Source organism: Alteromonas sp. D210916BOD_24 (genome assembly GCF_047159385.1).
Taxonomy (GTDB): Bacteria; Pseudomonadota; Gammaproteobacteria; order Enterobacterales; family Alteromonadaceae; genus Alteromonas.
Genome location: NZ_AP038333.1, coordinates 492,083 through 511,861 on the forward strand (window position 1 = coordinate 492,083; position 19,779 = coordinate 511,861).

The 19,779-nt window shown below is 45.6% G+C and carries 25 protein-coding genes; 11 read left to right on the forward strand and 14 right to left on the reverse strand.

Translation table 11 applies throughout. The features are described 5' to 3' along the window. Positions 1–70: 70 nt before the first annotated feature. The 5 genes from petA to ACMCM8_RS02180 all read left to right on the forward strand — a co-directional run bounded on the left by petA (position 71) and on the right by ACMCM8_RS02180 (position 3,921). Positions 71–703 carry a ubiquinol-cytochrome c reductase iron-sulfur subunit gene (gene petA, locus ACMCM8_RS02160; RefSeq protein WP_412724997.1) on the forward strand — a complete coding sequence of 211 codons (633 nt, stop codon included), beginning with the start codon at positions 71–73 and terminating at the stop codon, positions 701–703. 1 nt (position 704) lies between these two features. Next, a complete protein-coding gene (locus ACMCM8_RS02165; RefSeq protein ID WP_412724999.1) occupies positions 705–1,970 on the forward strand; it encodes a cytochrome b in 1,266 nt (421 codons plus the stop codon). Next, positions 1,967–2,701, forward strand: a complete 735-nt coding sequence (locus tag ACMCM8_RS02170; RefSeq protein ID WP_412725001.1) for a cytochrome c1 — start codon at positions 1,967–1,969, stop codon at positions 2,699–2,701. Before ACMCM8_RS02165 ends, ACMCM8_RS02170 begins: the two co-directional genes overlap by 4 nt. 111 nt (positions 2,702–2,812) lie before the next feature. Beyond that, positions 2,813–3,445, forward strand: coding sequence for a stringent starvation protein SspA (gene sspA / locus ACMCM8_RS02175; RefSeq protein WP_412725003.1), 633 nt, complete (start codon positions 2,813–2,815; stop codon positions 3,443–3,445). Next, positions 3,442–3,921: a ClpXP protease specificity-enhancing factor gene (locus ACMCM8_RS02180; protein WP_412725005.1), complete on the forward strand. Its 480-nt coding sequence runs from the start codon at positions 3,442–3,444 to the stop codon at positions 3,919–3,921. The genes sspA and ACMCM8_RS02180 overlap by 4 nt, the downstream gene beginning before the upstream one ends. Positions 3,922–4,105: 184 nt before the next feature. On the opposite strand, the gene ACMCM8_RS02185 is transcribed toward ACMCM8_RS02180, so the two are convergent. Together ACMCM8_RS02185 and ACMCM8_RS02190 are read right to left on the reverse strand one after the other, a co-directional pair. Continuing rightward, on the reverse strand, positions 4,106–4,936 hold the full coding sequence (locus ACMCM8_RS02185) for a spondin domain-containing protein (protein WP_412725007.1): 831 nt from the start codon (positions 4,934–4,936) through the stop codon (positions 4,106–4,108). 11 nt (positions 4,937–4,947) lie between these two features. After that, positions 4,948–5,763: a spondin domain-containing protein gene (locus tag ACMCM8_RS02190; RefSeq protein ID WP_412725009.1), complete on the reverse strand. Its 816-nt coding sequence runs from the start codon at positions 5,761–5,763 to the stop codon at positions 4,948–4,950. Between the two features lie 256 nt (positions 5,764–6,019). Here ACMCM8_RS02190 and ACMCM8_RS02195 point away from each other — a divergent pair, with 256 nt between their 5' ends. After that, on the forward strand, positions 6,020–6,766 hold the full coding sequence (locus ACMCM8_RS02195) for a winged helix-turn-helix transcriptional regulator (RefSeq protein WP_412725011.1): 747 nt from the start codon (positions 6,020–6,022) through the stop codon (positions 6,764–6,766). Between the two features lie 50 nt (positions 6,767–6,816). Here ACMCM8_RS02195 and mgtE read toward each other — a convergent pair whose 3' ends face one another. The 12 genes from mgtE to ACMCM8_RS02255 form a co-directional block, all read right to left on the reverse strand. Next, positions 6,817–8,175: a magnesium transporter gene (gene mgtE / locus ACMCM8_RS02200; RefSeq protein ID WP_412725013.1), complete on the reverse strand. Its 1,359-nt coding sequence runs from the start codon at positions 8,173–8,175 to the stop codon at positions 6,817–6,819. Positions 8,176–8,365: 190 nt separating this feature from the next. Continuing rightward, on the reverse strand, positions 8,366–8,638 hold the full coding sequence (locus ACMCM8_RS02205) for an HPr family phosphocarrier protein (protein WP_412725015.1): 273 nt from the start codon (positions 8,636–8,638) through the stop codon (positions 8,366–8,368). After that, positions 8,638–9,483 carry an RNase adapter RapZ gene (gene rapZ / locus ACMCM8_RS02210; RefSeq protein ID WP_412725017.1) on the reverse strand — a complete coding sequence of 282 codons (846 nt, stop codon included), beginning with the start codon at positions 9,481–9,483 and terminating at the stop codon, positions 8,638–8,640. Before rapZ ends, ACMCM8_RS02205 begins: the two co-directional genes overlap by 1 nt. A 63-nt stretch (positions 9,484–9,546) precedes the next feature. Beyond that, positions 9,547–9,990 carry a PTS IIA-like nitrogen regulatory protein PtsN gene (ptsN, locus tag ACMCM8_RS02215; protein WP_412725019.1) on the reverse strand — a complete coding sequence of 148 codons (444 nt, stop codon included), beginning with the start codon at positions 9,988–9,990 and terminating at the stop codon, positions 9,547–9,549. A gap of 13 nt (positions 9,991–10,003) precedes the next feature. Beyond that, the gene (hpf, locus tag ACMCM8_RS02220) at positions 10,004–10,291 is read right to left on the reverse strand and encodes a ribosome hibernation promoting factor (RefSeq protein ID WP_012517338.1); all 288 of its coding nucleotides are present in this window, start codon (positions 10,289–10,291) and stop codon (positions 10,004–10,006) included. A 29-nt stretch (positions 10,292–10,320) separates the two neighbouring features. Further along, positions 10,321–11,817: an RNA polymerase factor sigma-54 gene (locus tag ACMCM8_RS02225; RefSeq protein ID WP_412725021.1), complete on the reverse strand. Its 1,497-nt coding sequence runs from the start codon at positions 11,815–11,817 to the stop codon at positions 10,321–10,323. A gap of 74 nt (positions 11,818–11,891) precedes the next feature. After that, entirely contained in the window at positions 11,892–12,617 is a 726-nt protein-coding gene (gene lptB / locus ACMCM8_RS02230; protein ID WP_412725023.1) for an LPS export ABC transporter ATP-binding protein, read from the reverse strand. Between the two features lie 2 nt (positions 12,618–12,619). Then, the gene (lptA, locus tag ACMCM8_RS02235; RefSeq protein ID WP_412725025.1) at positions 12,620–13,174 is read right to left on the reverse strand and encodes a lipopolysaccharide transport periplasmic protein LptA; all 555 of its coding nucleotides are present in this window, start codon (positions 13,172–13,174) and stop codon (positions 12,620–12,622) included. Beyond that, complete coding sequence (gene lptC, locus ACMCM8_RS02240; protein WP_412725027.1) at positions 13,143–13,721, reverse strand: LPS export ABC transporter periplasmic protein LptC; 579 nt, start codon at positions 13,719–13,721, stop codon at positions 13,143–13,145. The genes lptA and lptC overlap by 32 nt, the downstream gene beginning before the upstream one ends. Beyond that, entirely contained in the window at positions 13,718–14,266 is a 549-nt protein-coding gene (gene kdsC / locus ACMCM8_RS02245) for a 3-deoxy-manno-octulosonate-8-phosphatase KdsC (protein ID WP_412725029.1), read from the reverse strand. Before kdsC ends, lptC begins: the two co-directional genes overlap by 4 nt. Beyond that, a complete protein-coding gene (locus ACMCM8_RS02250; RefSeq protein WP_412725031.1) occupies positions 14,267–15,250 on the reverse strand; it encodes a KpsF/GutQ family sugar-phosphate isomerase in 984 nt (327 codons plus the stop codon). Next, positions 15,250–16,206: a calcium/sodium antiporter gene (locus ACMCM8_RS02255; RefSeq protein WP_412725033.1), complete on the reverse strand. Its 957-nt coding sequence runs from the start codon at positions 16,204–16,206 to the stop codon at positions 15,250–15,252. Before ACMCM8_RS02255 ends, ACMCM8_RS02250 begins: the two co-directional genes overlap by 1 nt. A 430-nt stretch (positions 16,207–16,636) precedes the next feature. Here ACMCM8_RS02255 and mlaF point away from each other — a divergent pair, with 430 nt between their 5' ends. From mlaF to ACMCM8_RS02280, 5 genes are all read left to right on the forward strand, one after another. Next, positions 16,637–17,437 (forward strand): phospholipid ABC transporter ATP-binding protein MlaF, encoded by an 801-nt coding sequence (gene mlaF / locus ACMCM8_RS02260; RefSeq protein WP_412725035.1) that lies wholly within the window; start codon positions 16,637–16,639, stop codon positions 17,435–17,437. After that, complete coding sequence (gene mlaE / locus ACMCM8_RS02265) at positions 17,434–18,210, forward strand: lipid asymmetry maintenance ABC transporter permease subunit MlaE (protein WP_412725037.1); 777 nt, start codon at positions 17,434–17,436, stop codon at positions 18,208–18,210. Before mlaF ends, mlaE begins: the two co-directional genes overlap by 4 nt. Positions 18,211–18,219: 9 nt before the next feature. Beyond that, positions 18,220–18,693, forward strand: coding sequence for an outer membrane lipid asymmetry maintenance protein MlaD (gene mlaD / locus ACMCM8_RS02270; RefSeq protein WP_412725039.1), 474 nt, complete (start codon positions 18,220–18,222; stop codon positions 18,691–18,693). 102 nt (positions 18,694–18,795) lie between these two features. Further along, complete coding sequence (locus ACMCM8_RS02275; RefSeq protein WP_412725041.1) at positions 18,796–19,461, forward strand: MlaC/ttg2D family ABC transporter substrate-binding protein; 666 nt, start codon at positions 18,796–18,798, stop codon at positions 19,459–19,461. Further along, complete coding sequence (locus ACMCM8_RS02280) at positions 19,458–19,766, forward strand: STAS domain-containing protein (RefSeq protein WP_412725043.1); 309 nt, start codon at positions 19,458–19,460, stop codon at positions 19,764–19,766. Before ACMCM8_RS02275 ends, ACMCM8_RS02280 begins: the two co-directional genes overlap by 4 nt. Positions 19,767–19,779 lie beyond the last annotated feature (13 nt).

Below are 19,779 nucleotides of genomic sequence, written 5' to 3' on the forward strand. Positions count from 1 at the left end.
ACACAAGCGCGATAAAACCAGTATAAGCTTGTGTTACACATCATAATTATCCAAACCTGGAGAAATGTGGATGAGCAATGTATCTGTAGATGCAACAGAGTCTGCACACAATGATAACCAGCCAGAAAACAACACTCGTCGTCGGTTCTTGACCGTTGCCACGTCGGTAGTTGGTGGTGTCGGTGTCGTTGGTGCTGCTGTGCCTTTTATTGCGTCCTGGAATCCCAGTGCCAAAGCGAAAGCGGCTGGTGCTGACGTTGAAGTAGATATCAGCGGGATTGAGCCTGGACAGTTAGTACGTGTAATGTGGCGAAGCAAGCCTGTATGGATTGTACGCCGTACGCCTGAAATTCTTGAAGAACTGGGCGCACACGAAGATAAGCTGAAAGATCCTAACTCTGAAGCTGAGCAGCAACCTACTTTTGCTCAAAACCGTTTCCGTTCAATGAAAGAAGAGTACCTGATTCTTGTGGGTATTTGTACGCACCTAGGATGCTCTCCACAGCACCTTAAAGATGGCGCTTTCGAAGAAGTGGTTGAAGGGGTTCCAGATGGTTTCTTCTGCCCATGCCACGGTTCTAAGTTTGATATGGCAGGACGTGTATTTGAAAACGTGCCGGCACCGTTGAACTTGGTTGTGCCGCCTTATCAGTTCGTTGATGACACCACCGTTATCATCGGCTCAGAAGCGGAGGTTGCTTAACATGAATGCTTTCCTAGGTTGGATTGAAGAACGCATCCCAATGATGCGCGTAGCAAACATGCACGCACTTCAATACCCTGCGCCAAAGAACATGAACTTTTGGTATGTGTTCGGTTTCCTCGCGACTATCGTTTTAGTAAACCAAATTGTTACTGGTATTTGGTTGACCATGAACTTCGTCCCTTCTTCAGAAGGCGCATTTGCTTCTGTTGAATACATCATGCGTGAGATCGACTACGGTTGGATCATTCGATACATGCACAGTACTGGCGCATCAGCGTTCTTTATTGTGGTATATCTACACATGTTCCGAGGCATGATATACGGTTCTTACCAGAAACCTCGTGAGCTTCTATGGGTGTTTGGTATGTTTATCTACCTTGCGCTTATGGCAGAAGCTTTCATGGGTTACGTTCTACCATGGGGACAGATGTCTTACTGGGGTGCTCAGGTAATCGTATCACTGTTTGGTGCTATTCCTGTTGTGGGTCCTGATCTGGTTATCTGGCTACAGGGTGACTATGTTATCTCTGGCGCTACGCTAAACCGCTTCTTCGCACTTCACGTTATTGCGTTGCCGTTGGTTATCGTAATTCTTGTATTCCTTCATATCATCGCACTTCACGAAGTAGGTTCAAATAACCCAGATGGTATTGCTATTAAGCATAAGAAAGGTTCACTGCCTGAGTCAGAAAAGACGAAATACGAAATTCACGAGTACTATACAAGCAAGTATGATATTGCTGATGACGTATTACCGTTCTTCCCGCATATCGTGCTTAAAGACCTTGTGGCATTCTGTGTGTTCTTAGCACTGTTCACTTATGTGTTGTTCTTTGCCCCTGAAATGGGTGGTAAGTTCCTAGAACACCCTAACTTTGAAATTGCTAACCCACTGAAGACGCCAGCGCATATCTTCCCAGTGTGGTACTTCACGCCGTTCTACGCCATTTTGAAAGCGGTTCCTGATAAGTTATTCGGTGTACTGGCAATGTTTGGTGCGATTGCTGCGCTATTCGCGCTACCTTGGGTTGACCGCGGTCGCGTTAAATCGTGGCGCTATCGTTGTGGTCTACACAAAGTAAACCTAATTGTGTTCGCTATCGTGTTTATCTTCCTAGGCTACCTAGGTGGTACACCACAAGAGAACTGGAAGATCATTGCATCGCAAATCGCGACAGTCATGTATTTCGGTTTCTTCATAGCACTGTTCTTGTACAGCAAAAACGAAAACACTAAACCTGTGCCAGAGAGGATTTCTAAATGAAAAAATTGATGTGCTTTTTAGCCTTCTTCCTACCTGGCGTAGCGCTTGCGGCGGGCGGAAACGTACACCTTGATAAAGCGCCTATCGATCTGACTGATAAGGCGTCTTTACAACGTGGTGCTCAATTGTTCATGAACTACTGTTTAGGCTGTCACTCAATGAAGTATCAGCGTTATCAGCGTTCATTCCAAGATTTGGGGATCCCAGATGAACTGGGTCAAGAGCACTTACAGTTCACTGGTGAGAAGGTTGCTGACTATATCACCCGTGCCATGCCTGAAGAGGCTGGTGCCGGCTGGTTTGGCGCGCCACCACCAGATTTGACGCTTGTAGCGCGTGTTCGCGGTGAAGATTGGATTTACACTTACTTGCGCTCTTTCTACGTAGATGAAAGTCGTCCGTTTGGTGTAAATAACACCGTGTTCCCGGAGGTAGGTATGCCACACGTACTACAACCACTTCAAGGTACGCCAACGCGTACGTATGAAGAGCACATGGTTGACGGTGAAATGGTTAAGCGTTATGTGGGTATTAAGTCAGATGGTACTGGCTCAATGTCGCCTGACGAATACGACCAAGCCGTTGCTGATCTTGTGAACTTCTTGGAGTACACCGGTGAGCCTTCTAAGCTAGAGTCTCAAAAAATTGGTAAGTGGGTACTTATCTTTATCGCTGTATTGTTTGTATTTGTTTACTTACTGAAGAAAGAATACTGGCGAGAAGTGCACTAATCGCACAGATTTATGTATAATACCAAAAGGGGGCTTCTCGCCCCCTTTTTTGGCATTTGTAATTCGCTCATTTTTGTGGGCATAAACTTGTTTCTCGACGGAGGAAATTGAATGGCCGTAGCCGCGAATAAACGTTCTATTATGACGTTGTTCTCTGACACAATTGATATTTATAGCCACCAGGTGCGTATTGTGTTGGCAGAAAAAGGTGTGGGTGTTGAAATCAGCTACACAGATCCTAGCAATCTGTCTGAAGATCTGTTGGAGCTAAACCCTTACGGTACTGTTCCCACTCTTGTTGATCGCGAACTTGTACTTTACAAGTCGCATATCATCATGGAATACCTTGATGAGCGTTTCCCTCATCCACCACTTATGCCGGTTTATCCAGTATCACGTGGTCAAAGCCGCCTAATGATGCACCGCATCGAACAAGACTGGTACTCTCTTGCTGCACGTATCTTCCGTGGTGAAGGCGATGTGGAATCAGCGCGTAATGAACTTCGTGAAGCCTTGCTGTCACTTGCGCCTGTATTTGGCGAAATGCCGTATTTCATGAGCGAAGAGTTTAGCTTAGTAGATTGTTACTTAGCGCCGCTATTGTGGCGTTTACCTGCATTGGGTATTGAACTTAATGGCGCAGGAAGCAAAGAGATCAACGCATACATGAATCGTATTTTCTCACGTAGCTCGTTTAAAGCGTCATTAACTGACCAAGAGCGTGAGATCCACAACCCACTATGACCGCTATGACGTCAAACCAGCCCTATTTGCTTAGGGCTTTTTATGAGTGGATTGTTGATAACGATTTAACACCATACATTGTGGTGGATGCCACTAATGACTTGGTGGAAGTACCACAGGAGTTTGTTAAAGACGGTCAAATCGTCTTGAATGTCTCTCCCAGTGCCTGTGTGAACTTTTCGCTTGATATAGAAGGTTTGTCATTTCAGGCGCGCTTCTCAGGCCAGCCACGTCGACTGAGTATGCCTTGTGAAGCCGTAATGGCCATTTACGCAAGAGAAAATGGTGCCGGTACTGTCTTTGCTACTGAAGAAGACATCGCCCGTGCTCAGCAAGAGCGCCAGCACGACGAATCAGGGTCACCACAACAACCCAGTGGTCCTACATCAATTGAGGAGGCTGACACGGCAGTCGACGGCAATGATGCCCCTGTTCCGCCTAAAAAGGGTAAGCCTACTCTTAAGGTAATTAAGTGATTTAAGTAAGCTGGCTTTAATGTCGCCATTAAAGCCAGTACTTTATTGCAACACTACCTTTCCCTACGTGACATTCAAACACGTAATATCATGCTTCTTGTGACCGACTACTGACAGAGAGAATGTTAAAGTACCCTATCTAAGGTGACGGGGTACTTTTAATCGGCTGCAACAACGATGGGTTTTAACGCGTACGGGTAATTGCTATACGGCTGGTAGGGAAGTCGAACCGGTGTGCTTCAGCCAGTATTGATGTGGCTAATCCTTCACGGCTTGGATCCATAGCATTGGCATTAGTAATAACACCTGAGTGCAGACGCACAACATCTGCTAAATCATCCCTTGCCGGATCGTAGCCTGCTGCTTCACCGCCACCGCCAGCGGCCCCCGCTGCAGGACCTGGGATACTTGTCGCCGTTTCTGTATTCGCTTCCGTACCGGCATCCCAGGTTACGGTCATAAAGGTTTTGGTTTCTCCCACTGACATATTACTGACATCGGCGGCATTTAATCCTGTAAATGCATCATTGGTGTTAACAAGCATAGTCGTTACTGTCAGTCTTAGATCATCTGCATCGAGATCTGGAACCACCAATGTAAACACGTCTGAGCCCATACGCGGTGCCAGAATATTCCCAGTATTTTGGGCATCTAAAAAGTCGGTAGAGGCCATGGCTTCATCAATAACCATTGACGGGTTTCCACCTTCTGCCATCACTTCAATACCCATACTGGCTGCCTCTCCTTCACTAAACGCGTGATAACCAGATTCGTGTAGAATAATGGCCGCGGGCGCTAAAGGCTGCGCATGAGTAAGGTTTGTCAGTGTAACGATGTAGACTGCCGAATTACCGTTTACCCCGTCTTGGCCATCTTGACCGTCAGCACCATCGGCTCCTGCTTCACCTTGTGGACCAGCAGGGCCTTGAGGACCAGTATCTCCGTCATCACCGCACGCGGCAAGAAGTGTGGAAAGAAGAAGTAGCGTACTGAGTTTGATTATTGGCTTTTTCATTTTTACGCTCCTTACGACGCAGGCACCGTAATAACGACACGCGCGACTGGGTTTAACCAACGATGGACAGTGGAATCTAAGTCACTGGCGCCGCCTGCATTATCGGTATCACCAAGTGCATTTCTGTGTATGTGAACAGGACCATCTTCCCCATCTTCAACTTCGCCATTGATGACTTGTGCACCCACCCCAGTGCCGCCAATGCCTAGATCAACGATGCGCGTTGGCGCACCACCGCCTGCCAGCCCTGGTAATCCATATCCACCCAGCGCATTACCCGTACCAGCTTCAACCACGTCGGTACGTGCGCTGTTTAATTCGTCATTTAGTTCAGTGCCAGCATCATAGGCATTGAGGTAGTAAGTGTATGTACCGGGTTGAGTAGGTATCATGATGCTGTCCATACCAACGAAGGCATCATTAGTCGGGATTAGCATCGCCAGTAATGAAAGATAGGGCTTGTCCATGGTATCGAATGGATAGCTCAGTGACTCACTAGGTGCCAGTAGACCGCCAAAGCGATGCCAGGTATTCGTCCCATTGTCGGTATCAACGGGACCTAGCATGGCTTCGAAATTGGCGCCGCTCGAATCAGCATTTTGTTCATCGTCAATCACCCCAGCTTCCGCTAACCACGTCAGTGCAGAAGAGGCAGGTTGCCCTACTTCAAATGCATCCACTGAACTGTCATGGGCAATGACAAGTCTGGGAGTAAAGCTTTGCGCTTGAGTGAGATTGGTAATTTCAATATCTAACGTTACAGCCTGGCTAATTGAAACAGTGGCCAGCGAGAGTAAAGTGGCGCTGGCGAGTTGGGTAAGTTTCATTCTGTTGTCCTTATTTGTTGACTAAAAGCAGGTCAGAATTTAGGCCAGCAAGTGATGCAATTCATCACATAAATATCACAAAAACAAAACAGATCTGTGGCAAGCAACAGGAAGGGGAATAGGGTTGAGTTGTCTTTGTGGTACATCTCAAAAGGCACGGTGACTTATGGTGGAGGTATAAAATTTATCCCGTTTCAATGAAATGATATGGGGGCAAGACGGGTCTTGTCATAAAACGGTATATGTGGAGCAGAACATGATCCTGGTTATTCATCGCACCAATGAATTTCAGAAAATCATCACGGGGTGCTTAAGTAATCAACGCTTTTTACACGACGTGGTATCGAGCTTTCACTGCGCACATTCGTTACTTAAAGCACAGCATTATTCGCTCATTATTGTCGAGACCTTCAAGGGAAGTGATTGTGTAACTCGCTTTAGTGAATTGGTTCGAAGTCATCCTGATAGTTGGGTAATGGCGGTAGAGTGCAACGCTATTGCCACAGACAGTGCAAGTGTAGACGAAGTGGAATATTTTGATGTGGGAGTCGATGACTACTTAAAAGGACCGTTTAACGAACGGGCTTTTATCGCGCGTATCCGCTCACATATGCGTCGAAGCATGCCTTCTTTATGCAGTAATCTTGGTACCCAGCTAAGTGATGAGCGCATTGAAATAGGCCCCTTGAGAGTAGACCCTCGCTATCACAGTGTCACGTTAAATGGTCAGACGCTACCACTCACCGCCAGAGAGTTTACCTTACTTGACTACTTTTGCCGTCATCCCAACCAGGTTTTCTCGCGTCATCAATTACTCAATGCGGTGTGGGGCTATAACCACGAAGGCTATGAACACACGGTGAATAGCCACATCAATCGGTTGCGTGCCAAATTAGACAAGGTGCAGAGTATTGAAAACGGTGCACGTTTAGTGCAAACCGTTTGGGGAGTGGGCTATAAATTAAACGTGTCTGGCTATGTGGCAAAAGCAGCACTCATGTAACGCATTCAAGATGGGGAGTATAAACCTGCAGCCTATCGAGTAAAGCGTAGCTAAAGTAAAAACAAGGTCGCCGTACCTAGAAACGCAAATATGCCAACAACATCTGTTATAGTGGTTAGAATTACACTACCCGCTAGTGCGGGGTCAATTTTTAAGCGTTTCATGATCATTGGCAAGGTAGCGCCAGCCAGCGCAGCTGCTATCATATTAACCATCATGGCAAAGGCGATAATTACCCCAAGCATGTAATCTTGTTTCCACAGTGCAATAACCGACGCAATTAGCACAGCCCAGATAGCGCCATTGAGAAACCCGATCGAAATTTCTTTGCTGATGAGCCATCGTGAGTTACTGGCGTTGACGTGACCTAACGCCATGCCCCTTATTACCAACGTGAGTGTCTGGTTGCCAGCCACGCCACCCATACTAGGGACAATGGTATTTAATATGGCCAACACGGCTAACTGACTCAGTGTGGCTTCAAACACATCACTGACCATTGCTGCCATTAGCGCCGTTGCCAAATTAACGGCTAACCATACGGAACGGCGCTTGGTACTTTGCATAACGGGCGCGAAGGTGTCTTCATCATCGTCAAGACCCGCCATACTCATCATGGAGTGCTCGGCGTCTTCGCGAATAATATCAACGACATCGTCAATGGTAATACGACCTACCAGACGATGATTTTCATCCACTACTGGCGCCGATAACCAATTATAGCGCTCGAATAAACTGGCAACTTCATCATCGGGCATATTCACCGGAATCGCTTCTGACTCTTCATCCATAATATCAGATACCTTTTCTTCGGTATCCGCGGTAAGCAAACGAGCCACGGGTACTATGCCCACTAAATTGTCTGTGCGGTTTACGACATAGAAAGTATCCGTATTTTCGGGAAGCTCACCTTTCAGCCGAATATATCGCAGCACCACGTCAATGGTGACATCTGGGCGCAGTGTGATGGTGTCGGTATTCATGATGAAGCCCGCAGTTTCTTCACCATAGGACAGGGCTTGCTCTGCGCGCAATCTGTCCTGCGCATCCATCGAGTCGAGAATATCGGCAAGTACAGGCTCTGGAAGACTACTTAAGGTTTCCGCCAGATCGTCAGTATCCATTTCCTCAAGGGCATCTACCACATTGGCTGGCAACATTTTGGTGATAATGCCGTTTCGAACATCATCAGAAAGTTCTTCTAAAATGTCACCGTGAAAGTCGCTATCTATCAATTCCCAAAGCTCATCGCGAGTGCGACTTGGACTGGATTCCAATATATGCGCAACATCAGAAGGCGGGAGTTCAAGCAGAAGTTTACGCACAGACACAAATTGCCCGTTATTCAGCGCCCCGTTTAAGGCGCGGAGTTGGGTTTGTACGTATTTAGAAATAAGCGCTTCTGCCATAAATAGCCAGTCCTACTCAGCTAAACGGTTTCGATTGTAAGCATAGATCCAATCTGCCACAGAGGTAGATTGGTAGATTCGGGATCGGGGGTAGAATATCGCAATTGGGATGACCGTGTCATGACAATTGCGCATAATATCGCGGTTTATTTGTCAGCGGCGATTAATTTGTCAATTCAACAGGTTAAACTTACTCGTCTTCGTTGAATTTTCCCTCTATTAATTCTTCCACTGCTGCCATTGCTTGTTCTGCATCGTCGCCTTCAACAATGACACCCACCTGTTCCCCCTGGTGACTTTCTAACATCATTAATCCCAACACACTGTTTGCATCAGCTTCTTTGTCACCCTTCTTTAAAGTGATACGGGCATCAAATTGGTTTGCCAATTGTACTAATTGGGTAGCGGCTCTGGCGTGCAGTCCTAACTTATTTACTATAGTAAGGTTTTTTTCAATGGGCATTACTGATTTAGCTCCCTATGGCGAATTTGTACGTCGGGGTGAAATTCACCAAAAGTTTTGGACAGGCTTTGTGCAATGAAAACTGAACGGTGTTGTCCGCCCGTACAGCCAATAGCGACAGTCACGTAACTTCGATTATTCCGTTCAAGGTGCGGCAACCAAGTGGTAATGAGATTTTGAATTTGCCAAATAAATTTAGTCACCACAGGCTGTGAACCTAAAAATACTTCTACTGGGGCGTCTAACCCTGTCAAATGCTTAAGGTCGGGTTCCCAGTGAGGGTTGGGTAAGAACCGTGCATCGAAAACGTAATCAGCGTCTTTGGGAATGCCGTACTTGAAACCGAACGATTCAAACACCAGTACAAGCCGTGAGCTCTTTTTGCCCAAAATACGTTCGCGAATTAATTCTGCCAGTTGATGGACGGTGAGTTTATCCGTATCGAGATAGAGATCGGCTCTTTCTGCAATTGGGGCGAGTAGGGCGGACTCGGCTTTGATCGCCTCTGACAGCGACTTGTTAAGCTTTGCCAATGGGTGAAGACGTCTGGTTTCACTGAATCGCTTAACCAGTACATCATCGCTCGCGTCAATATACACAATCGTCATCGACCACGAAGCGGGGAGGTAATCGAGAATTTCAACTAAGTCATTAGGATTTTTAGGCAGGTTGCGAACGTCGATACTGACTGCAACTTGATCGTACTCATCCACAACCGTGTGAGTCAGGGTGGGGAGCAAGTTGACCGGAATATTGTCAACACAGTAATAACCTAAATCTTCCAGTGCACGAAGGGCAACGGATTTACCTGAACCAGAACGCCCACTGATAATAATCAGCTTCACCAGCCTACTCCCTCTTGTATACTCACTAAGTTTGTTCGCGCTTACTTTATCTAGTCCGCACGGTTAGCTCAATGCAGTTAAAATATCATCGCTTGTGGTGGCGCGTCTAATTGCTTTGATAGTCTCTTTGTCACTCAGTTTGCCAGCGACAGTGGCCAACGTTTGTAAATGACCTTGGGTTTGATCCTCAGGTACTAAAAGGGCAAAGAATATATCTACTGGTTTTTCATCAAGAGCATCAAAATCAATGGCTGGAGTGCTGGTGACCACAATGGCAATGACCTTGTCTAGACCAGCCAAACGCCCGTGCGGTAATGCAATGCCGTTACCGATGCCCGTGCTGCCCATTCGCTCTCGGGCGAGTAAACTGCTTAGCACGGTAGCCTGATCAATTTGAGCATTATTTTTTGCAGCAATATCAGCGATTATTTCTAAAATTCGCTTTTTGCTATTGCACTGAACCGCACACTCGGTGCGGTCCAGACTTACTATGGCTTGTATATCCATACGGTTTTAACTACTAATGTTTTTTCAGTTTTTCCTTATGCTTGATTACCTGCCGGTCGAGCTTATCAACCATGCTGTCAATCGCCGCATACATGTCGGTATTTTCTGAGGATGCGAATACTTCAGCGCCACTTAAATGAACGGTCGCTTCGGCTTTTTGATTTAATTTTTCAACGTTCAGGATGACATGCACATTAGAAATGTGATCAAAGTGACGTTCAAGTTTGCTGAACTTCGTATCGACATAATTACGCAAAGAGTCGGTGATTTCGACATGGTGACCAGTAAGGTTGATTTGCATATTTCGTCTTCCTTATATAATTAAGCCTATTAAATGAGGCTTTTGCGTTGGTTAGACGGCGGGATCGATAACGATTCCCGGTACTTTGCTATTGTCCGCCGGGCAACTTTAATGCCTTGTTCGGCCAACAATGAAGCAATCTTGCTATCACTTAGCGGCTTGCTTGGTTTTTCTGCCGCTACCAGCTTTTTAATCAATGCACGAATTGCCGTTGATGAACATTCACCACCCGATTCCGTTGCAACGTGGCTGGAGAAAAAGTATTTCAACTCAAAGATGCCACGTGGTGTATGCATGTATTTTTGTGTCGTGACACGTGAAATGGTGGATTCGTGCATGTCTACCATTTCTGCGACATCATTTAGCACCATAGGTTTCATCATTTCTGGACCGTGTTCAAAAAAGCCCATTTGCTGCTGCACAATACAATTCGCTACCTTCATCAAGGTGTCGTTGCGCGATTCCAGGCTCTTAATAAACCATTTCGCTTCTTGCATGTGTGAGCGGATGAATTGTGAGTCGCTGCTGTTCTTAGCTCGTCGACTCATGGCGGCGTACTGTTGATTGACGCTTAGCTTCGGTAGGCTGTCAGGGTTCAGCTCAACCACCCAACGGCCATTCTTTTTGGTCACTGAGACATCGGGAATAACATACTCAGGCTCTTTAGTAACTAAAGCACTACCTGGGCGAGGATTCAAGGTTTGCAGTAAACGCATCGCTTCACGCAGCTGATCTTCTTTTAGTCGGCTTTTACGCATGAGAGTGCGATAGTCTTTGCTGCTTAGCAAATCAGAATATTCTTCAATCAATTGTTTTGCTTCTGTGAGCCACGGCGTGTCTTCAGCGAATTGACGCAATTGCACCATCAGACATTCCTGAGGGGTTCGAGAGCCAGAACCAATAGGATCGAACATTTGAATGCGCTTCAATACACATTCAACTTCGTCCATCTCGATGGGTTCTTCATCGTCTTCAGTCGATGTTTCTTGTGCGTTTACCGCTTCTAGAATATCTTCAAGGGATACGGTTAAGTAGCCTGATTCGTCAATTGAATCGATAATTGCAGTGGCAATGGCGCGATCGGTGTCAGAAAAGTGGGTCAGACGCATTTGCCACAGCAAATGAGCTTGAATATCTTCTGTGGTTTCGCCTTGGAATATTTGTTCATCATCACTGGATGGTCCAGGAGCCGGCGCTGAAGAGGCAGAATAATATTCATCCCAAGTACTGTCTATGGGAAGCTCGTCAGGCAGGTCATTCTTTTCCAGTGCGTCACCGGCTTCAAGCGTGTCACTTGAGGCGGAAGCCGACACGTCAGATACACTATCGTCATTATCGATATTGTTCTTCTCAAGTTGAGGTTCGTCATTTCCTTCCTCAATTTCCAAAAGCGGGTTTGAGTCTAGTGCTTCCTGAATTTCCTGCTGAAGGTCAAGCGTAGAAAGCTGCAGCAGTTTAATGGCCTGCTGTAGCTGCGGTGTCATGGTAAGTTGTTGGCTAAATTTTAGCTGTAAAGATGGTTTCATCTACGTCTTATCTAAATGCTCTAAATTGAATATACCTGAGCGAAACGGAAAAAATGACAATTCGGTTACTCTAACTATAGCCTGAATTGTTCGCCTAGGTATACATCCCTTACTTTTTGATTACTTAAAACCTGCTCTGCTGTTCCTTGCGCAATAAGCTCGCCATGACTCACAATGTACGCTTTCTCACAAACATCCAATGTTTCTCGCACGTTATGGTCAGTGATAAGGATACCGATACCCCTATCTCGAAGATGCTGTATTATCTTCTTTATATCATTAACTGATATTGGATCAACTCCGGCAAAAGGTTCATCCAACAAAATAAATTGGGGATTGGCGGCAAGGGCGCGAGCAATCTCAACACGACGGCGCTCTCCTCCCGACAAACTCATCCCTGTACTATTACGTATATGGTTAATATTAAATTCATCAAGTAGGGCGTCTGCTTCTTCTTCCTGTTGTTGAGAATTTAAATCTTTGCGGGTCTGCAAAATGGCCATGATATTTTCGTGGACAGTGAGCTTCCTGAAAATTGATGCTTCTTGAGGCAGATAGCCTATGCCACGACGTGCCCGCTCGTGCATGGGTTGGTGCGTGAGTTCATTGTCATCAATTTCTATTCTGCCCTTATCCAAAGGCACCAATCCCACTATCATATAAAACGTTGTCGTTTTGCCTGCCCCGTTGGGACCCAGTAGACCAACAATTTGTCCCGTTGCCACTGAAAGACTTACGTCTCTTACTACTTGGCGTGATTTGTAAGCCTTCGCGAGGTTTTTTGCACTCAATGTAGCCATTGCTATCGCTCGTCCTCACGGTCTTCTTTTTTGTTCTTCGATGTAGTTTTACGGATCGTTTCCGGGGTGAAAACCGTCGTCACTCGTCCATCGCCGTCGGTATCACTGCTACCAGTAGCCAACAATTGCTCGGTGATCATATCAAAGGTTATCGTGTCGCCTTGCACCATACTGGTGTCTTGCTTAAGTTGCGCTTTACCTATAAGAGAAATAGTACGATTGACTACTTCGTAGCGGATTTCGTTGGCTTTGGCGGAAACTGGTGTGCCGTCTTCCAACTTTTGAGAGTAGCTGGCTGGGTTACCACGAGCAACAAACACTTCTCTTCCTTCGCCTTCGGTGGCGATGACTTCTACTTCATCGGCGGTAATGATCAAAGAACCTTGCGTAATGAGTACGTCGTCTTTAAACAATGATGTCTTATTTTTACCATCGACGAATTGTGACTTAGCATCAACTTTTATTGGCTTAGAAAAGTCAGCTTCGCCGGCTGAGACAGAAACGCTTGCAAATGCCAGTAAAAGGCTAGTTGCCAGGGGAATAAATGGTTTGTACATGATCGATAAGCTCGTATTCTTGGGTACGTAAATTGGCGTTAAACCCATTGCTCTGGATAACATATTGTGAACCAAGTATTTCAACGGCTTGGTCAGATGTCATCTGCTTGTTTTCTAAATTAATCTGAATGTATTGTGTCGTAATAGTTTTGACAAAATCATCTGTGGTTTGGTTCTCAATATGCACATCATTTTCTAATTGAATGAGTTCATTGTTGTAGAGCGTCCCTTCTTTCGCGGTGACTACCCAAGGTGAAGATGCATTGTCGGTATACAGTGTATATTGAGGCATTTCGAATAAAACAAAACCCAGTTGATCATAGTGCTCCATGGATTTAGCAAATACTCTGTGATTGAGCTGCCCATCGTGATTATACAAAGTGGTGGTAAGGTTTTTGGCTTTGTAAGCTGGCTTCAACGCATCAATTCCCTGGCTTTTTTGCACCTCAGGTTGCTCTTCCATCCAGGTCGGTAAGTACATCAATAAGGCTAGAATAAAGAGCGCCGAAATACTTAGCCCTAAGCGGTTGAAGCTAAACTTACTCATACGCTTGCCCCGAATATATCGTTTACAATACCTTTCGCTTGTAAGATGGTATCAGCGATCTCTCTTACCGCACCGAACCCTCCGGGAAGGTGGGTTGACCAATTCGCTTGTTGCTTAACAAATGGGTGGGCATCAGCCACTGCAATTTTAACGTGAGCGTGAAGAAACATGCCTGTATCTGGCATATCATCGCCCACGGCAGCGACTTCTTCAGACGTTACACCCAACTCTCCCATAAGACGCTCAAGCGCCTCAGACTTGTTTTCTTCACCCTGAATAATATGCGCAACATTAAGCGCACGCATTCTATTTTCAACAATACGGGACTGTCTTCCGGTAATCACAGCCACCACAACGCCATGACTAACCAACGCTTTAACACCATAACCGTCACGGGTGTGAAACGCTTTTAATTCTTCTGAATCGTTACCTAGATATATTCGTCCATCGGAAAAAACGCCGTCAACGTCACACGCTAAAAGCTTGATTTTGGATAAGCTATCAAATAAGTCGTCGTTCAATTCACCATAAAGCGTCGTGGCCATCTACAATACCCCTGCTCTAAGTAACATGTGCATGTTAAATGCACCGATGGGTTTATGGTTTGCATCAATGACCATCAGCGCACTGATTTTAAATGACTCCATAACATTTAACGCTTCAACAGCCAATTGCTCGGCGGTGGTCGTTTTGCCCCCTTTGGTCATGACATCGTTCACGGTGGCGTCGTGGAGATCTGCTCGCGCGTCTAAAATACGACGTAGATCACCATCTGTAAACACGCCTGTAAGTGCACCAGAGTCATCTACTACCCCTGTCATACCCAAGCCTTTTTTAGAAATTTCTAACAGTGCTTGAGCCACACTCGCACTTTCCTTTATCAGGGGAACATCGCTACCCGTTAACATAATATCGCTAACCTTTAATAATAGCTTACGGCCTAAACTTCCACCTGGGTGAGATAAGGCAAAATCGTCCGAAGTGAACCCTTTTTGATCTAACAACGCAACAGCCAAAGCATCGCCCATTACCAGCGTGGCCGTGGTGCTTGACGTGGGAGCTAACCCCAGTGAACAGGCTTCTTGTTCTACACTGATATCAAGTACTACATCGGCGTGTTGACCAAGTGTACTTGCTGCACTATTGGTCATGGCAACTACACTGATGCCTAGGCGTTTGACCACGGGAAGTAAATTAACAATTTCGTTGGTCTCGCCAGAGTTTGAAATGGCCAGCAACACATCGCCTTTACTCAACATGCCTAAATCGCCGTGATTAGCTTCACCGGGGTGCATGAAAAATGCCGGGGTGCCTGTACTGGCGAGGGTAGCGGCAATTTTATTTCCCACATGACCGGATTTTCCCATGCCTGAGACCACTACTTTTCCCTCACAAGCGAAAAGTATTTCACAGGCTTGAACAAATTGCTCATCAAGCCGATCCGCTAATGCCTCAATTGCCTGAGTTTCAATTGCAATGACACGCTTGGCAGAGGCAATATAATTGGCTCGAAGGTTTTCTTTTATCATTATCCGAACAGCCAGAATTGATAGCCGACAAAGCAGGTGACGAGTAACAAACCATTAGTTCGGGAAATCGTCCTTTTACCAACTAAATCGAAACTAAATAAAAACAATAACAAGGTAAGACCCAGCATAACGTACATATCGCGATGATACACATCTGGGTCTAACAGACCTGGCGCTATAAGGCCAGGCATACCTAACACAGCTAACAAGTTGAAAATATTCGACCCTATTATGTTTCCTAAAGCCAAATCATCTTCACCCTTAAGCACGCCGGCTATACTGGCGGCCAGTTCAGGTAAACTGGTGCCAAAGGCAATGATAGTCAGGCCAATGACGAGGTCTGAAATACCGAGGTAGCGGGCAATTTCGACGGCTGAATTGACGAGGAAATGGGCACTTAGCGGTAAAACAACAAGACCAACGCCAATCCATATTAATGCTGCGGTATTGGAAACGCCTTTGGGAATTTCATCTGCGGTTTCGGCGACGAGTGGATCTTCTTTATCTACCTGAAGCGACAACCAAGCCATCATGGCCAATACGAAAATAAATAAACCGAGAAGAATAATGCCTTCATAGGATTTAAGTTCACCGTCGAACATAAAGCCAATGGCAATAAGTGAAATCACCAGAAGTGCAGGGAGTTCTCGCTTTAACGTGGAAGATGAAACGAGCAAGGGTTTGACCAATGCAGTAATACCCAACACTAAAGCGACATTGGTGATGTTTGATCCCAGTGCATTACCCACAGCCGTGTTCATATTGCCATTAGCCGAGGCGATAGCTGATACGACGATTTCAGGGGCAGAGGAACCCATTGCCACTATAGTCAGGCCAATCATCATTGGCGATATGCCAATATTCTTTGCCAAAGCAGACGCACCGTAGACAAAGCGGTCAGCACTCCAACTTAATACGACCAAACCAATGATAAAAATAACAATGTTTAAAAGCACAACAGCCTGTTATATGAAAGTATTTCAACCAATTGTCGCAAAATCGTTGGCTTTTGCCTATGCTTGCGGCGTTTTATTTTATCGAGATGACTAAAATTGCCTTTTTCTCGCACACTATTCCCCTTTTTCCATTCTGTTCAGCTTAAATTAAGGACACTAAACCCAGAATTTGAACCATTCGTCTTCATCGAACATAACTTGTAACTTTTTGACTTTGGCTGATGTCTTGAAAAAGCGTACAATGCTCAAAATTACACTGATCAGTAAACTTTTTGAACTTCAGCCTCTATCACGTCTTTCACTCCCAGAGTGTAAAGTGGTAGTAAGGCATAATAATTGAATGTTCTCATTGTTTTGAATTACCAAGTAAGTGGGCTTTTTTTTAAAAAAAAGCGACTTCACGACGTCAAGGGTCGACATAAAACATACTATGGATCATTTAGTTGAGATTAATAACCTTACCTTTAAGCGCGCCGAGAGGATCATATACGACGGCATATCACTGCGTGTACCTAAGGGAAAGATAACAGCGGTAATGGGGCCAAGTGGTATTGGTAAAACTACGCTGCTGCGCCTTATTGGTGGTCAATTGACACCTGATGAAGGAGATATCACTTTCGACGGAGAATCTATCGTTTCCATGTCGAGAAAAGTACTTTATGACACCCGGCGTCGAATGAGCATGCTATTTCAAAGCGGCGCGCTTTTTACCGATATGAGCGTATTTGACAACGTGGCTTTTCCGTTACGTGAACACACTAAATTATCGGAAGATATTATTGCGACGATTGTCGCTTTAAAGCTACAGGCTGTGGGATTACGAGGGGCTGCTAAACTCATGCCCAGTGAACTGTCGGGCGGAATGGCACGCCGTGCAGCTCTTGCACGGGCAATCGCTCTGGACCCTGAACTTATTATGTATGATGAGCCGTTTGCCGGACAGGATCCCATTTCTATGGGGGTGCTGGTTAAATTGATACGCGAACTCAATGATGCATTGAATCTCACCAGCATTGTGGTGACCCACGATGTCACGGAAGTACTGACCATCGCTGACTATATTTATATTCTGGCAGACAAACGGGTTATTGGAGAAGGGACTGCACAGCAGATTAAGGATAGTGATTCTGAATTGGTACAGCAATTTTTAAAAGGTAAGGCGGATGGTCCTGTGCCTTTCCACTATCCCGCGCCCGATCTGAAAAACAGTTTCTTAGGAGCGGACAAATGAGGTTTTTCCAATCTGTCGGCGCATCCACATTTGCCAAAGTTACCGCCATAGGCCGCGCTGCTATTATGCTTTTCGGAGCGCTGGTAGCAATGCCCCGTGTAAAGAATATTCCTTTGGTCATAAAGCAGCTCTATGTAGTGGGCGTTCAATCGCTTCTGATCATCATGGTGTCTGGCTTATTTATTGGCATGGTTATGGCTCTCCAGGGGTATACCATTTTGGTTGATTACGGGGCAGAGGGTAGCTTAGGGCCCATGGTGGCGTTGTCGCTGTTGCGTGAACTTGGACCTGTGGTAACGGCGCTACTGTTCGCAGGCCGCGCAGGCTCCGCATTGACCGCTGAAATCGGCTTGATGAAAGCCACAGAACAATTAAGTAGTTTAGAAATGATGGCGGTCGACCCGCTACGACGAATTGTGGCCCCTCGCTTTTGGGCAGGTATGTTAGCTATGCCCATGTTGGCAATCATATTTAGTGCTATTGGTATTCTCGGTGGCCATCTGGTTGGAGTGGATTGGCTGGGCGTAGATGCAGGTAGCTATTGGTCTATTATGCAATCTACAGTCGATTGGGATCAGGATGTGTTAAACGGCGTGATAAAAAGCCTCGTTTTTGCCTTGGTTGTCACTTGGATTGCCATATTTAAAGGTTACGATTCTATTCCAACGTCGGAAGGGATCAGCAAAGCCACTACTGAAACAGTAGTGTATTCATCATTAGCAGTATTGGGGCTGGATTTCGTACTAACCGCCCTGATGTTCGGTATCGAGTAGGGGGTTGGAATGAACAAGTATAAAACGGAAGTGATGGTAGGCTTTTTTGTCGTACTCACCATAGGAGCACTACTACTATTGGCCCTAAAAGTGGCGAATCAGACTGTGGCTACTGAAGGCGATACCTATACGCTGTACGCTAAATTCGACAATATTGGTGGTCTAAAACCGCGCTCTGCCGTAAAGGTTGGGGGAGTTACAGTGGGTCGTGTATCTTCGATAACACTTGATCAAGAAGACTTTACGCCAGTAGTTGAACTGTCAATTTTAAAGGAATATGACGGATTTCCAGATACCAGCTCTGTCTCTATATTAACGTCGGGACTACTCGGCGAACAATATGTAGGGTTCCAGCCTGGTTTTTCTTTCGATGGTGTAGAAAACCTCAAAAATGGTGACTACCTGCAAGACACCAAATCGGCCTTAGTATTAGAGGATTTGATTGGGCAATTTTTATTTAACCGCGGCAGTGATGGAAATTAGTTAGTTTTATAGCGGGTTATACATATTCAAATTGCGACCAGATGAAACTAATTGATATTGAAACTGGTCTGCTTTAAAGAAATGGTTTTTAGGAGAGAGACTTTGAAAAAGTTTATGGCAGCGATAGGCATTATGGTGATGTCAGTAGTGGGGACTGCTAGTGCACAAACAGTGAATGAACAGAACCCTTACGAGTTAGTTCAGGATGTGGCAAATCGCACCTTCGACCGCATTAAGGCAAATCAGGCTGAAATTAAAGCTGATCCAGAAATGCTTCGCACTATTATGGAAGAGGAACTGGTTCCTCATATTGATTACAAATTCGCTGCCTTTATGGTTTTGGGTAAACACTTTAAATCAGTACCTCAGGAAAAAATGGGGGAATATATCAGTGTTTTTCGTCAATATCTGGTGACTACTTATGCCGTAGCCATGGGGTACTACGACAACCAAACCGTCATTTTCGAGCCTGAATCAAGTTTTGATGATAAGAAGTCTGTGACGGTGCGCGCAGTGGTACAAGATCCCGTTCGTCCGGAAATTAAAATTGCGTTTAAAGTAAGAAAAGACAGCAAAACCAACGAATGGAAAGCTTATGATATGGTTGCTGAAGGCATCAGTATGTTAAACAGTAAGCGCAGCGAGTTTGAATCAATTTTACGCCAAGAAGGCATTGATGCCGTTATTGCGCTGATGCGAGACAAAATAGGTAAACCAGTCGAGCTTAAACAAGGGGCAGCCATCCAAATTGAAGGAGAGCCCGAGTGAGCCTTTTTGAGGTAAACGATAAGGGCAATATTGTGGTTCATGGGCATCTTGACCGCGATACACTGTCGAAAAATCTGTGGGAAAGTTTGCGTAATAGTGAGCGTGATTTACTTAAAAAAGCAGCGACTTGTACTGTCGACCTTAGTGATGTAGAGCGCGCTGACAGTGCTGGTTTAGCCTGGTTAATTAATGCGGTTAGGGATGCTAAGCAAAACAATGTTAGCATGACCCTTTATAAAATGCCTGAGAAGCTCCAGAAACTCGCAAAAATTAGCGACGCGGACAGCTTTTTACCAGTAGAATAAAGACCAATTAACG

Coding starts and splice junctions, on each gene's coding strand:
- sspA (WP_412725003.1), top strand. CDS start 2,813: ATGGCCGTAGCCGCGAATAAACGTTCTATTATGACGTTGTTCTCTGAC.
- kdsC (WP_412725029.1), bottom strand. CDS start 14,266: ATGGCCACGACGCTTTATGGTGAATTGAACGACGACTTATTTGATAGC.
- ACMCM8_RS02195 (WP_412725011.1), top strand. CDS start 6,020: ATGATCCTGGTTATTCATCGCACCAATGAATTTCAGAAAATCATCACG.
- ACMCM8_RS02205 (WP_412725015.1), bottom strand. CDS start 8,638: ATGCCCATTGAAAAAAACCTTACTATAGTAAATAAGTTAGGACTGCAC.
- ACMCM8_RS02190 (WP_412725009.1), bottom strand. CDS start 5,763: ATGAAACTTACCCAACTCGCCAGCGCCACTTTACTCTCGCTGGCCACT.
- ptsN (WP_412725019.1), bottom strand. CDS start 9,990: ATGGATATACAAGCCATAGTAAGTCTGGACCGCACCGAGTGTGCGGTT.
- mlaD (WP_412725039.1), top strand. CDS start 18,220: ATGAACAAGTATAAAACGGAAGTGATGGTAGGCTTTTTTGTCGTACTC.
- mlaE (WP_412725037.1), top strand. CDS start 17,434: ATGAGGTTTTTCCAATCTGTCGGCGCATCCACATTTGCCAAAGTTACC.
- lptA (WP_412725025.1), bottom strand. CDS start 13,174: ATGTACAAACCATTTATTCCCCTGGCAACTAGCCTTTTACTGGCATTT.
- ACMCM8_RS02170 (WP_412725001.1), top strand. CDS start 1,967: ATGAAAAAATTGATGTGCTTTTTAGCCTTCTTCCTACCTGGCGTAGCG.
- ACMCM8_RS02165 (WP_412724999.1), top strand. CDS start 705: ATGAATGCTTTCCTAGGTTGGATTGAAGAACGCATCCCAATGATGCGC.
- lptC (WP_412725027.1), bottom strand. CDS start 13,721: ATGAGTAAGTTTAGCTTCAACCGCTTAGGGCTAAGTATTTCGGCGCTC.
- ACMCM8_RS02185 (WP_412725007.1), bottom strand. CDS start 4,936: ATGAAAAAGCCAATAATCAAACTCAGTACGCTACTTCTTCTTTCCACA.
- ACMCM8_RS02250 (WP_412725031.1), bottom strand. CDS start 15,250: ATGATAAAAGAAAACCTTCGAGCCAATTATATTGCCTCTGCCAAGCGT.
- ACMCM8_RS02225 (WP_412725021.1), bottom strand. CDS start 11,817: ATGAAACCATCTTTACAGCTAAAATTTAGCCAACAACTTACCATGACA.
- ACMCM8_RS02180 (WP_412725005.1), top strand. CDS start 3,442: ATGACCGCTATGACGTCAAACCAGCCCTATTTGCTTAGGGCTTTTTAT.
- mgtE (WP_412725013.1), bottom strand. CDS start 8,175: ATGGCAGAAGCGCTTATTTCTAAATACGTACAAACCCAACTCCGCGCC.
- hpf (WP_012517338.1), bottom strand. CDS start 10,291: ATGCAAATCAACCTTACTGGTCACCATGTCGAAATCACCGACTCTTTG.
- mlaF (WP_412725035.1), top strand. CDS start 16,637: ATGGATCATTTAGTTGAGATTAATAACCTTACCTTTAAGCGCGCCGAG.
- petA (WP_412724997.1), top strand. CDS start 71: ATGAGCAATGTATCTGTAGATGCAACAGAGTCTGCACACAATGATAAC.
- lptB (WP_412725023.1), bottom strand. CDS start 12,617: ATGGCTACATTGAGTGCAAAAAACCTCGCGAAGGCTTACAAATCACGC.